The sequence below is a fragment of the Pseudomonas sp. KH_040 genome (assembly GCF_057839305.1).
The window spans coordinates 5435566-5449291 of sequence record NZ_CM174487.1; the positions used below are offsets into that span (position 1 = coordinate 5435566).

Below are 13726 nucleotides of genomic sequence, written 5' to 3' on the forward strand. Positions count from 1 at the left end.
GCCCATCCAGCTCGGTCAGTCCCCTCTCCCTCTGGGAGAGGGTTAGGGTGAGGGGCTTTTTGCTCGGCGAGCACGGAAGAATTCGGTCAGCACGGCGCCACACTCTTCGGCCAAAACCCCGCCTTCATATAGCACTCGATGGTTGAGAAAACCCTGGGTAAAAAACTGCCCCTGACTCTGCACAATCCCCGCCTTCGGCTCCAGCGCGCCATACACCACCCGCGCCACCCGCGAATGCACGATCAAGCCTGCGCACATACTGCACGGCTCCAGCGTCACATACAGCGTGCTACCCGGCAGGCGATAGTTATCCACCGCCTGCGCCGCCGCACGGATGGCGACCATTTCTGCATGGGCACTCGGGTCGCTGGTGCTGATCGGGCAATTGAAGCCGCGCCCGATAATCTCGCCGTCCTGCACCAACACTGCCCCCACCGGCACTTCGCCGAGGGCTGCGCCTTGTGCAGCGAGGGTCAGCGCTTCACGCATGAAGTCTTGGTCACGGCTGCGGTCGATGATGGCCGCGGGGCGAATCTGGCGCATCACTTCACCTCGATGGCGGCCATCAGGCCGGTTTCCATGTGGTCGATCACGTGGCAATGGAACATCCACACCCCCGGATTATCGGCCACCAGCGCCACTTGCGCGCGCTCGTTCTTGCCCAGCAGATAGGTGTCGGTGAAGTACGGAATAATCTTGTGCCGGTTCGACGCGATCACCTTGAAACTCATGCCGTGCAGGTGGATCGGGTGCTGATACTGGGTCATGTTCTTCAATTCGAAGATGTAACTCTGCCCCAGTTTCAGGCTGGCAATCGGTCGGTCAGCGCAGGTCTTGTCGGTGATGTCCCAGGCCTTGCCGTTGATCTGCCACAGGCTCGGCGGCCGGCCATTGTCGACGTTGACCGACACTGAGCCGACCCATTCGAAATTGAAGTTGAGTTTCTCGGCATTGGCCAGGTCCGGCTCTGCCACCGGGTTGGCCGGCAGCGCTTTTGGCCAGTCGCTCGGCGCGTCGGTATTGGCCACCGAACGCAGGGTGCCCAGACGTACCGGACCGTTGCGCAGCGACAATTCTTCGCCCGCCGCCGGCGCCTTGATCGCCAGACAAATACGCATCCCCGGGCCGAGCCAGTATTCCTTGCCCAACGGGCGCGGTTCGATCGGGTTGCCGTCCAGCGCATAGATCTGCGCTTCGACGCCGGGAATGTTGATGCGATAAGTCAGCGTGTTGTCGAGGTTGAGCAAACGCACCCGGGTGATCTGCCCGGCCGGCAGTTCGATCACCGGGGTCGGCACACCGTTGATGGTCGACAAGCGCCCCGCCGTACCGCCACGCGCCGCTTCACGGGGAATACTGAATTCGACAAAATTGCCTTCGTCATCGATGTGCCAGTTCTTCAGGCTCAAGGTCTTTTCGTACTTGAAACCGGTCGGCTCGCGCTCTTCGATGATCAACGGCCCGACCAGCCCGCGCCCGAGCTCTTCGCTGCTGCTGACGTGCGGGTGATACCAGTAACTGCCGGCATCCGGCACGCGGAACTTATAGTCGAAGTACTCGCCCGGCAACACCGGCAGCTGCGACACGTACGGCACGCCGTCCATTTCCAGCGGCAGACGAATGCCGTGCCAGTGAATGGTCGTCGCCACCGGCAAGTGGTTGATGAAACGTACCCGCAGCCATTCACCCTGGCGTACACGCAACTCGGTGCCAGGCGCCGACGGGCCGAATGCCCAGGCCTCGGTCTTGTGCCCCGGCACCAATTCGACGTCCAGCGGTGCGGCGATCAGTTCATAGTCATGGCCCGCCTCGGCGTCGGCCATTTTGCCGAGCCAATAACGCGACGCGCCCCCCGCCCCGACACCAACGACAACAAGACCGGCCAGGCCACCGAGGATTTGGCGACGGGTAAAGGACATGAACTCAACTACCTCACGTATCAGCAGCAGGCCCTGAAAGCCTGCAAAAGGCGAATACGATACACCTGCGGTTGAGAAACAGTAAGGGCGACCTGAGGCCGCACATCACCTGCCGGCTTAAGATCGCAGCCCGGTAATCAGGTGCACCACGCCGTCCGCCAAAGGCATCACGCCCGCGACACCGGCGGCGCTCAACGCGTTCGGGTCCATGTGCGACACATCACGCAACACCACCCGTACCCGCGTCAACGCCAGCGGTTGCTGGGACTGGAGGTTATCCACACCCCCCAGCGCCGCGACAATGTCGCTGCTCAATCCGTCGCTCGGCTCGGCCGCCGCTGCGGGGGTATCCACCACCAGATCCGGGGTCAGGGCTTTCCAGAATGCCTTCTGCAATTGATCGAACATGTTCAGTTCTCCAGAACCCGTAAAGTATCGACGGTTGCCTCATGAAACAGCTGCAACGCCTCACGCACCTGCCCGGCACTTTCCAGACCGAGCACCTGCTGCGCGATGAGCTGACAATCCGCCAGTTCCAGCTCGCGCACCGTTGCCTTGACCGGTGCAATCATCGGCACACTCACCGACAGTTCATCCACACCCAACCCCAGCAACAGCGGCACCGCCAGACGTTCCGAAGCCATCGCCCCGCACACGCCGACCCATTTGCCATGGGCGTGTGCGGCCTTCACGGTCGTGGCGATCAGGCGCAATATCGAGGGATGAAAACTGTCCGCCTGACTGGCCAGACGCGGGTGATCGCGATCCATCGCCAGGGTGTACTGCGTCAGGTCATTGGTGCCAATCGAGAAGAAATCCACCAGCGGTGCAAACAGATCCGCCATCAACGCCGCCGCCGGCACTTCGATCATGATCCCCAGTTTCGGCCGTTGCGTCAGGCCTAGCGCGAGGATTTCCTCGTCGAGCATCTGCCGCGCCAGACGCAGCTCCGACAGTTGCGTGACCATCGGCAACATGATGTGCAAACGCGTCAGATCGCAGCAGCCGAGCATGGCCCGGAACTGCTCCCGCAGTAGCTGCGGACGCTGCAGACACAAACGAATGCCGCGCACGCCAAGGAAAGGGTTGGTTTCGCTGTCCATCGGCACATAGGCCAGCGGTTTGTCGCCGCCGACATCGAGGGTGCGCACCACCAGATTGTGCGCAGGCCCGACACAGCGAGCGATAGCGCTGTAAGTGGCGACCTGTTCGTCGTGGCTCGGCGCGTGGTTGCGGCCCAGATAGAGAAACTCCGAACGCAGCAGGCCGACGCCCGCACCGCCGAGGGCCATGGCCTGCTCGGTTTCCAATAACGAGGCGACGTTGGCCGACACCTCGACGTGATGGCCGTCACAGGTCCGTGCCGCAAGCGTTGCGCTGGCCAGTTCATGCTCATGGCGTTGACGCTGTTGTGCGTATCGAGCCTGCCACTGCCCGACGACCCCAGGGTCGGGATGTATATGTAATTCACCCTTGTCGGCATCGAGCAATATTGGAGTGCCGTTACTCAGCGCGAGCATCTGCACCGGCACCCCGCAGATCGATGGCAGACCACAGGCACGGGCGAGAATCGCCACGTGACTGGTCGCGCCGCCCCCGACCGTAGCGAAGCCCAGCACCTTGCTGGTATCGATGCCGGCGGTCTGCGACGGCGTCAGTTGATCGGCGATCAGAATGCATCCTTGCGGCAACTCCAGCGCCTGCTCGCCAATACCCAGTAGCAACTTGAGGACGCGACGTCCGACATCGGTCAGGTCCGCCGCCCGTTCGGCCAGCAACGCACTGCCCAGTTGGCGAAACATCGCCGCAGTTTCTTCAGTGGCCGCGCGCCAGGCGAACGCCGCACTTTTGCCCTCACTGATCAATGCCTGGGCCTGATCGAGCAGGCCCGGGTCTTCGAGCAGTTCCTGATGCGCCTTGAAGATCTCGGCTTCAGCCTCACCCGTCGCGGTGTCGCGCAAATGCTGCAAGGCCAGATCCGCTTCGATCAGGGCATTGGCGAGAGCCACACGCTCCAGGTCTGCTCCGCCGCCGAACTCGCTGACGTCGAACACCGGTTCGCTGATCTGCACCACTTGGCCCAACGCCGAACCGGGTGACGCACAGACGCCACGCAGAAGAGTCAGAACCTCGGTTTCCACCACCTCGACAGGCGCCGCCGCCGTCACCGTTTCACCGCAGCCTTCGGCCAACAACCGGGTCAGCGCATCGATTGCCGCGTCAGCGTCTTCGCCCACCGCACTGAGCTGCACGCTGTCGCCGAACGCGGTCTGCAACGCCATGATCGCCACCAGAGACTTGGCGTTGGCCTGAGCCTGCTGTTTATGCAGGTAAATCTTTGCCGCGAAAGCCTTTGCCGCTTGCGCGAACACCGCTGCCGGGCGCGCATGCAGACCGTTGGGATTGGGCAGTTTCAACGGCTGTGAAAACCGCGCTGGACTGTCTGCCGCGACTGTCTCTTCACTGATCGCCTGTGCGCTGACAAGCTCAAGCAACGGCTGACCTGTTTCGACCCGCCCGCTCGACGCGACCAGCCAGGTAAACGGCTCACCGCTGACCACCAACATCAACGTCATCAGGCTGCGCGCATGTCGGGCAATGTAGTCGGCGTCGAACTCGATCAGCGCCTGCCCGGCGGCAACCCGTTGCCCCTCTTCGACCAGACGGGTGAAGCCTTGCCCGCCGAGGTTCACCGTATCCAGGCCGATATGCATCAACACCTGTACGCCATGCTCATCGGTGATGCTCACCGCATGCCCGCTGACCTGCACGTTGCTGATGACCCCGGCCAAAGGCGCGCACAAGGTCGATGAGGTCGGATCGATGCACAGACCGTCGCCGATCACGCGCCCGGAAAACACTGGATCGGGCACTTGCTCAAGCGCCATCAGGACACCGGACAAGGGAGCCAGCAGTTGCAATGGTTGGGGTGTGGCCATGACGTCACCTGCAGTTTTTATGCTTTGAAGTGCCCATGGAGCGCGACGCTCCATCAGCATCGCTTATTTCCACCAGTATTCGACCTGAAATCCGACATTCGCACCGTGACGAGCACTGCCGAAGGCGCCGGTATCGGAGAGTGCCGAGCCTTTGGCCAGTTGGTTGGCCGCACGTTTCGCCGCCTCGTTCCAGGTGGCGTACGTGTAATACAGACGCACCTCGGGTCGCGCCCAGAACTCCGGGCCTTTGGGCGACCAGGTCGGGGCAAACGTGAACTTGCTCAGTTTGCGCGTGCCACCCGGGGCTTCAACTTGATCGTGGCCCAGTTCGGTGACCAGTTTGAAGTGTTCGCTGAGCGCGTAGGCGGGACGCACACCCAGAGAGATCCAGTTCTGGTCGACACCGTCCGGACGAATGTCTTTCTGGTACACCGCCGCAATCTGGCCACCGAAACGCGGCGTCACTTGCCAGTCGAAAAATTCGACGATCCGGTAGCTTTTGTTGCTGTCGTCCAGTTTGACGTTGCCGGTATAACCCAGCCCGGTGCCCGGCCCCTCACCGTATTGCAGCGCGAGTTTGTTCTTGCCGCCGAGGAAATCCGTCTGCACATGTTGCGTGGTGATCGCCCAGCCCCGGTGGGCATCGCGGCTGTCGGGTTTGTCGATATAACTCAAGCCGAACTCCAGCTCACCGCCAGGGTTGGTCTTGAACCCGGCGACGTTGAAGTCGTGCCGATTGATGTAGTCCTTTTGGTACAGGTTGTCCTTGCGCGAAAAGGCGTAGCTGTACTTCAGGTCGCCGATCAATACGTCCTCGATCCCGCCCCCGGTGGCGCTCTGGTTCCAGTAGTAGAAGTCGGAAATATGGATGTCATTGCGCTTGTAGTAACGGCGCCCGGCCCACAGAGAACCGCCATTGAGCGCGGGCATCGCCGACCACTGTGCGTAGGCCTGCGGCAAGCGTATCGAGCCGTTGTCATCTTTGAATGTGGGACTGCGGTCGTAACGGTTATACAGCGAAGCCATGCCATCGACACTCAGGACCGAACCGTCGTCGAGGGTGTACAGATCCTGACGCAACTCCAACTCACCGTATTGCTCGCATTCGTTACCCAGACGATATTTGGTCTGCGCCCCCGGTAACTGGAAGCACGACTGACCGCTGCTGTTGACCGACGTGCCGACGCCGCTGCGCAAATAGCCGCCAAACTCCAGCGCTTGTGAAGTCGGCGGTAAGGCCAGGCAAAAACCTGCGACTGCAAGGCTGCGATTTATTGTTGTTTTCATAAGCCACCCCATTGTTTTTATTGTCTGGTTGCATGAATTCGGCGCGCAGAAATCCCCCGCGCAATGCTCTGCGTGTTTTTTTGAAAGCTGTTTTTTTAGTTAAGGATCAGGGATCGATCAGGTGCAGAACGAAGGACTCGTAAGGCCGTAACGTCACCTGGCGTTTGCGCAACGGCCCGTCCGGATAGTTGCTGATCAACGGGCGCTGGCTCATTGACTCGCTGATGATCGTCGCCGGCAATTCCACTTCACAGGTTGTCCCGTAGAAGTTGTTCACCACCAACAAACGCTCGGCGCTGCCTTCACGTACATAGGCCCAGACTTGTGGATGTTCGGGCAGTAATTGTCGGTACACCCCCTCGGTCATCAACGATTCGCGGCGACGCAGTGCGATCAGATTGCGGTAGTGATGGAGTACCGAATCGGGGTCATCGAGCTGCCTGGCGACGTTGATCTGCGCGGCATTGGCCGGCACTCCGATCCATGGCTCGACACTGCTGAAACCGGCGTTCGGCCCGGCGTCCCAGTGCATCGGCGTACGGCCGTTATCACGGGATTTCTGCTTGATTGCCGCCATGTTGTCGGCATCACTGCTGCCGGCTTCGCGCTTGAGGCGAAAAATGTTCAGCGTCTCGACGTCGCGATAATGCTCGATCGATTCGAACCCCGGATTGGTCATGCCCAACTCTTCGCCCTGATACACGAACGGCGTGCCCTGGAGAAAATGCAGCGCGGTGCCGAGCATCTTCGCCGAGCGTTCGCGATACTCGCCGTCATTGCCGAAACGCGAGACCACTCGCGGTTGATCGTGGTTACACCAGAACAGCGCGTTCCAGCCGCCACCGGCCTGCATGCCGGTCTGCCAGTCGGACAGAATCCCCTTGAGCTGGAGGAAATCGAAATCGGCGCGCACCCACTTCTGCAGGTTCGGATAATCGACTTTCAGGTGATGAAAGTTGAAGGTCATCGACAGCTCTTTAGACTGCGGATTCGAATAACGAATGCAGTGTTCGAGGCTGGTCGATGACATCTCGCCGACATTGATCAGGTCGTGCCCCTCGAAGACTTCGCGGTGCATCTGCTGCAAGTACGCGTGGACATTCGGCCCGTCGGTATAAAAGCGCCGGCCATCGCTGCGGTCTTCGGGAAAGTCCTCCGGCTTGGAGATCAGATTGATCACGTCCAGACGAAAACCACCCACGCCCTTGTCCCGCCAGAACTGCATCATCCGGAACACTTCAGCGCGCACCTTGGGGTTGTCCCAATTGAGGTCGGCCTGGGTGTGGTCGAACAGGTGCAAGTAATACTGACCGGTCTGGGCTTCGTACTCCCAGGCCGAACCGCCGAATTTGGATTCCCAATTGTTCGGCTGATCGCGCCAGATGTAGAAATCACGGTAAGGGTTGTCGAGGCTGCTGCGCGCCTGCTGGAACCATACGTGTTCGATCGAGGTGTGATTGACCACGATGTCGAGCATCAGCTTGATTCCGCGCTTGCCCGCTTCGGCGATCAGCAATTCGCAGTCGGCCATGCTGCCGTAGCTCGGATCGATGGCGTAGTAATCGCTGATGTCATAGCCGTTGTCGCGTTGCGGCGAACGCAGAAATGGCGTGATCCACAAACAGTCGACACCCAGCCACTGCAGGTAATCGAGCTTGGCGACGATACCGAGCAGATCACCTGTCGGGTTGCCGGCGTGGCTATGAAAGCTCTTCGGATAGATCTGGTAGATCACCGAACGTTGCCAGTCTTGCATGGCACATTTCCCTCTTGAATTTTACGAGCTCTGTAGGAGCTGCCGAAGGCTGCGATCTTTTGATTTTGAGAGGCAAGATCAAAAGATCGCAGCCTTCGGCAGCTCCTACAGATCGATTCAGGCAACCCGATAACCGGGGCGGACAATCTTCATGCTCAATGCACAGGTCAGAACAAACGGCACGAGCATGGCAATCAGCATCCCGAGCACAAACATCGGGATGTACTGCGGAATGATCGAGATGAAACCCGGCAGACCACCGACGCCGATGGCCGAGGCCTGAACCTTGTTCAGCGACAGGAACACACAGCCCAGCGCCGAGCCGGTGAGCGCGGCGTAGAACGGAAACTTGTAGCGCAGGTTTACGCCGAACATCGCCGGCTCGGTGATCCCGAAGTAGGCGGAAATCGCCGAGGTCGACGCCATGCTCTTGTCCCGCGCATTACGGGTCATCCAGAACACCGCTAGGGCGGCGCTGCCTTGGGCGAGATTGGACATGACGATCATCGGCCAGATGAAGGTGCCGCCCTGGGTCGAGATCAATTGCAGATCGACCGCGAGAAACATGTGGTGCATGCCGGTGATCACCAGCGGCGCATACAGCAGACCGAAAATCGCGCCTCCGACCATCGGGGCCAGATCAAACAGCATGACCAGCCCTTCGGTGATGAAGATGCCGATGTGGCGGGTCACCGGGCCGATCACTGCCAGCGCCAGCACGCCCGTAACGACGATGGTGGTGATCGGCACCACGAGCAATTGAATGGCGTTGGGCACGCGCGCCCGCAGCCATTTTTCGATGACGCTCATCACGTAGGCGGCCAGCAGAATCGGCAGGATCTGCCCCTGATAACCGACTTTTTCCACCTGAAACAGCCCGAGAATGTCGAAGTACGGCAACTGCTGCCCGTCGAGCCCGGCCACGGCCTTGCCATAGTTCCAGGCGTTGAGCAGATCCGGATGCACCAGCATCAGGCCGAGCACGATGCCGAGGATCTCGCTGCCGCCAAAACGTTTGGCCGCCGACCAGCCCACCAGCGCCGGCAAAAACACGAACGAGGTGTTGGCCATCAGATTGATCAGGCTCCACAACCCGTCGAGTTTCGGGTAGGCATCGAGCAGGGTCTGCCCGTCAATGAACATGCCTTTGGCACCGAGCAGATTGTTGATGCCCATCAGCAGGCCGGCAATGATCAGTGCTGGCAGGATCGGCATGAATACATCGGAAAACACCCGCACCAGACGCTGCATGGCGTTGATCTTTTCGGCGCTTTTCTGTTTGACGTCAGCGATGGTCGACGCCGCGAGACCGGTCTGGCGACGCAGTTCGGCATAGACCTTTTCCACTTCGCCCGGACCGATCACCACCTGATACAAACCACCGGTGAAGAACGAGCCCTTGACCAGATCGATCTGATTGAGCGTGGCAGTGTCGACCAGGCTCGGGTCCTTCAGGGCCAGTCGCAACCGCGTGACGCAATGGGCGGCCTGTTCGAGGTTGTCGCTGCCGCCGAGGCTTTGCAGCAATTGCCTGGCGATATTCGGGTAGTCGTGGCTCATGCTAGTTCTTCCGCTATGGATTGTTGTTATTGGCAGCACGCCGAAGCGAAAAATACTCGTCTGTACGAGTTAATGCAACAACTCGTACAGACGAGTTTGTTTATGTATGTTCCTGCCAGACCGAAGACGAATTTTCCTACTCAGCCCTAAGGTGATTTCCATCGTCCACATGGACAAAGCCCTACCCTGGCCTTAAGGTTCGAAGCTTTGAGCACAGTCGGCACCGAGCCTACCCATGAGCAAATACAACCAGATCTATAGCGATCTGCTGGCCAACATCACGACTGAACGCCTGGAGCGCGGCGCCCGCCTGCCTTCCGAAACCGAACTGATGGACAGCTATCAGGCCAGCCGTGGCACGGTGCGCAAGGCCATCGAATTACTTCAAGAGCGTGGCTTTGCGCAGAAAATCCACGGCAAAGGCACCTTCGTGCTTTCGACCAACCCGATCGAGTTTCAACTCGGCGGCATCGTCAGCTTTCAAGAGACCTACCCGCGCTTGGGCAACGACGTCAGCACCGAAGTGGTCGAGCTGAGCCAGATCCCGCTCGAAGGCGCCCTGCTCGAGCACATCCACGCCGAACCCGGCAGCCTCATCACCCGTATCAAGCGTGTGCGGCGCATTGACGGCAAACGGGTCATCCTCGACATCAACCACTTTGTCAGCGAAGTGATTCCCGGCCTGTCCCTCGACATTGCCGAACAGTCGATCTATGCGCATATCGAACAGACATTGCAGTTACAGATTGCCTACGCCCAACGCACCATCGAAGCCGTGCCGCGCAGCAAGGACGATCAACTGCACCTGGACCTCGACGGCCAGAGCCATGTGATCGTGGTCAGCAACCAGACCTTTCTTCAGGACGGTCGGCAGTTCGAGTACACCGAATCGCGGCACACCCTCGACAAGTTCTACTTTTCCGACGTGGCTCGGCGCTGACCCCGACACATTTCCAACGATCGTGTGCGGTACATATGTAGTGCACTCCCCTTGAGCGAATCGGCCATGCTCGGCTCTCATTTCTCAAGGATGGAGAAAGCATGTACGCCACCCAACCACGTCCTCTGCCAAACGCGGCAGACAAAGCGGCGCTGAAGCGAATCGCCTATACCGTCGTGCAGAACTGCCCCGGTCTGCAGGACGCCGCCCATCAAGCGGCCCGTGATCTGCTGGAAGCCAAAGGCTTGTCGAGCCTTGATCCGGATCAGGTTTATTTCCACCGTTTCAAGACCGCCCAAAGCAGCACCCGCTCGTTTACCGGCTGGGAGCACATCCGCGAAAAACCCTACGAATCGATGACCCTGACACAGTTGGTGATTCATCGTTTTCGCACCACCGACCAGGACAACGCTGATCTTCTCGATCTGTACGGCGGCTTCTACACCGAAGGTCCGCAGGGCGAGAATTTCGACGAGAAAAATCAGGTGCGCCTGCACGGCAACGAGGTCTTGAACGCGTTCTGGAGCCTCGATTTCAGTGGTCACTACACCGCCACTCTGACGGACTTCTGGAACAGCCACGCTGACGACTTCCGCACATTGGCCAAGTGCAATTTCCTTAGCCGTGCGGTGCAGGCCCTGGATCTTGGGCAGCTCACCGGCAGTGACTTTCAATGGCTGATGGACTCGGTGGTGGGGCCTGTAAGCTGGCCGGTCACCCTGAGCATGCTGCACACGAGCCACACCGCAACGGGGGAGGTATGCGCCTTCGACATTGACGGGCACGTCGCCACGCAGCTGCTGCGCATCGTCGACCCCGCCGGCCGGCAGATTATCTATCTGCCCAGTGAAGCCGAAGCCTTCGTGGTCAAGGAAACGCCGGCGGACCTGCATTGGTGGGTTCTGGATCAGCTGAACGACGCAAAACGCCGCGCGACCTTCCTGAATCATTTTGCCCTCGCCGATCGTCAGCACATGAGCGAGAACATTACCGATCTGATGAATCGCCTGGTGGCCACCTGGGGCCGGGCCGACCATCACCTGATCAACCGCACAAACCAGGTGCTGAGCGATGATGCATTCAGCTGGCTGCGCGACACCACACGTCAGGCGATGTTTGCTGAAGCTCACCTGTCGCTGACGTCCAATGGTGATCTGCGCAAAAAACTGTGGATCGGCTACTTGAGTGCAGGCCTCAAGGTGTTTGGACCGATGGCCACTGTCGGTTGGCCGCTGGCGTTGCCGGTCATAGGCGCGACCATCGCCAGCATGGGCCTGAATATCGATCAGGCGCAGAACGGCAAGAGCAACGCCGAACGCAAGGCGGGCGTATTGGGTGCGGTATTGAGTGGCATCAATCTGTTATTCAATCTTCCATTGCTGATCGGCACCGGGCCGATGCTGGAGGTGGGCGCCGAGGTAGAAGCGGCAGAGGCCGCAGAAATGGCCGAGTACAGCGAAGCCTTGAATCCCTCCGCCGAAGCCGCCCCCCCATTGCAGATCATGGTGCCGGACGATCTCGACATCACCGTGCCAAATATCGATGAAACGACGCTGATTCCGGCGCAGAACGCCCCACCGCCCCCGGTGCCCGAACGCTATCAATGCAACGAGCTGCTCGATGGCGCGGCACTCGGCGAGGGATACGGGAAATTCCACGGCGTGTACCGTCTCGACTCTGATCCGCCCTATGCCGTTCTGATGAATGACACTCCGTACTATGTCCGCTACTTCGCCAACTCTCGCGGCGGTGGCGACTGGGCAATCGTTGACCCGGAGCGTCCCAACCAGCTTGTTCACGCCTTGCCGATCCGCCTCAATGGCGAAGGGCAGTGGGAGCGGATGCCAGCCCTGGGCCTCAAAGGTGGCGGCCAGTGCATGGGCAAACAATGCACCCCGGATCTCGAACTCGACACCTTCGAACCTGTATCACCCGAGGCGGCCGCTCCACCGGCGGAAGAACTGCAACCCTCGACATCGCGCCCCCCGCGTCCTGTAACCAGCGCCTACGACATCGATCCGCCGGTGCGCCGTTCCATTAAAAGCTGGGCGTTGAACCTCAACGAAACCCATGCCCAGTTGCAGCCCGACGGAGAAGGCGGTTTTGGCATGGATGACCCGTTCGAATTGTATGCCGCCGGCAAACGCAAGCTGCTGCAAAGTTCGGCCCGAGGCTTTTTCAAGAATCTGCCGTGGATCATCCAGCCTGCGCGTCCGGCAATCCCCGAAATCAGCCGTCTGATGCCGCTGGCCGATCTTGTCGATGGCATTTTTGAAAGTGCTTCAGGGCTAGTGGTGGGAGAAACCCTTGATCGCATCGCCAGCCTGCGTTTTCTGATTGAAAGCATGCCGGCACTGGCCCGCCACGCGAAAACCCTCTACATGCGCGGGCTGCTCAGTGACTTCGCTCAGGTTGAGCTGAACCGCTACTTCACCAGCGGCAACATGACCGTTGATTTGCGCACTTACCTGAGCAGCCTGGGCACCGATCCCGCCAGTCGATTCAACCCACTGGAACTGGTCCAGGTCGCGCGAGCGAACGGCGTTCGGGTCCAGGCGATCGACTGCGCCGCCAGCTACAAAATGAAAACCCCGCTGCCCTCCGTCGACGAGCAGATGATGAGCACCTATCTGACAAACGACATCATGACCGGCGACGTCTACCTCAACAGCCCGGGAAAATGGATCGTAGTGACGGATGCTCACAACACCAATACCTTCAGAGGACTGCTGGGCATCAGTGAATTGAAAGGAGCAATCGGTCTGCGAATCGATGAAGTCGGCATTGGTGAAGAGCTGGGTGTGGATGTCGATCCGGGTATTGAAGTGCCACGCGGCAGCTCGCCCGGTGGCACTGTCAGGCAAGGAAATCCGGATCTGCTTCGCGCCGACTTGCGCTTGAAAGTTCTGGCACCCGAGCTGGTCTGGAGCGAGGAGACGCTGGAGAATCTTTTGTACCGGCGCGGCATGTATCTGTTCGAAAAAGCGGGCGACAGCTACACCCTGATCCACCGCAGCAAACAGGGCATGCTCCAGCGCACTCCGATATCTCGATTGAGTGACGGCAAGGTCTCTCTCCACCGACCTGCGTGGCAGCGGGTGAATGACATTGAGTTCGCCGACCTTAAAGACATGTCGCAACGGTTGTCCGATACCGGGCTGATATTGCGTAGCCGGATTCCTGATTGAGGCTCTCCGGTTAAAACTGAGCATGGAAGGCCCGACAACAAAAAATGCCAGTCAGCAGAACTGACTGGCATTTTTCATCAACCTTCCATGCGTTCGTGAAGCCAGCTAACGCCTGGAGGACGCCCTGCAGACAGTCC

General features: G+C 59.7%; 9 protein-coding genes. 2 read left to right on the plus strand and 7 right to left on the minus strand.

Going from position 1 to position 13726, the window contains the following annotated elements; all coding sequences use genetic code 11:
• Positions 1-42: 42 nt before the first annotated feature.
• The 7 genes from tadA to treP form a co-directional block, all read right to left on the minus strand.
• On the minus strand, positions 43-543 hold the full coding sequence (gene tadA / locus AC3IUF_RS24100) for a tRNA adenosine(34) deaminase TadA (protein WP_007916815.1): 501 nt from the start codon (positions 541-543) through the stop codon (positions 43-45).
• Positions 543-1919 (minus strand): multicopper oxidase family protein, encoded by a 1377-nt coding sequence (locus tag AC3IUF_RS24105; RefSeq protein WP_489279511.1) that lies wholly within the window; start codon positions 1917-1919, stop codon positions 543-545. Before AC3IUF_RS24105 ends, tadA begins: the two co-directional genes overlap by 1 nt.
• A 117-nt stretch (positions 1920-2036) precedes the next feature.
• On the minus strand, positions 2037-2327 hold the full coding sequence (locus tag AC3IUF_RS24110; RefSeq protein ID WP_007916817.1) for a PTS sugar transporter subunit IIB: 291 nt from the start codon (positions 2325-2327) through the stop codon (positions 2037-2039).
• Between the two features lie 2 nt (positions 2328-2329).
• On the minus strand, positions 2330-4858 hold the full coding sequence (gene ptsP, locus AC3IUF_RS24115) for a phosphoenolpyruvate--protein phosphotransferase (RefSeq protein ID WP_489279513.1): 2529 nt from the start codon (positions 4856-4858) through the stop codon (positions 2330-2332).
• 63 nt (positions 4859-4921) lie between these two features.
• Positions 4922-6145, minus strand: a complete 1224-nt coding sequence (locus AC3IUF_RS24120; RefSeq protein ID WP_489279515.1) for a maltoporin — start codon at positions 6143-6145, stop codon at positions 4922-4924.
• A gap of 106 nt (positions 6146-6251) precedes the next feature.
• Positions 6252-7901, minus strand: coding sequence for an alpha,alpha-phosphotrehalase (treC, locus tag AC3IUF_RS24125; protein ID WP_489279517.1), 1650 nt, complete (start codon positions 7899-7901; stop codon positions 6252-6254).
• Between the two features lie 117 nt (positions 7902-8018).
• Positions 8019-9461, minus strand: a complete 1443-nt coding sequence (gene treP / locus AC3IUF_RS24130) for a PTS system trehalose-specific EIIBC component (protein WP_007916823.1) — start codon at positions 9459-9461, stop codon at positions 8019-8021.
• Between the two features lie 235 nt (positions 9462-9696).
• On the opposite strand from treP, the gene treR reads away from it, so the two are divergent.
• Entirely contained in the window at positions 9697-10401 is a 705-nt protein-coding gene (gene treR / locus AC3IUF_RS24135; RefSeq protein ID WP_007916824.1) for a trehalose operon repressor, read from the plus strand.
• 101 nt (positions 10402-10502) lie between these two features.
• Positions 10503-13589 carry a membrane-targeted effector domain-containing toxin gene (locus AC3IUF_RS24140; RefSeq protein ID WP_489279519.1) on the plus strand — a complete coding sequence of 1029 codons (3087 nt, stop codon included), beginning with the start codon at positions 10503-10505 and terminating at the stop codon, positions 13587-13589.
• Positions 13590-13726: the final 137 nt, after the last annotated feature.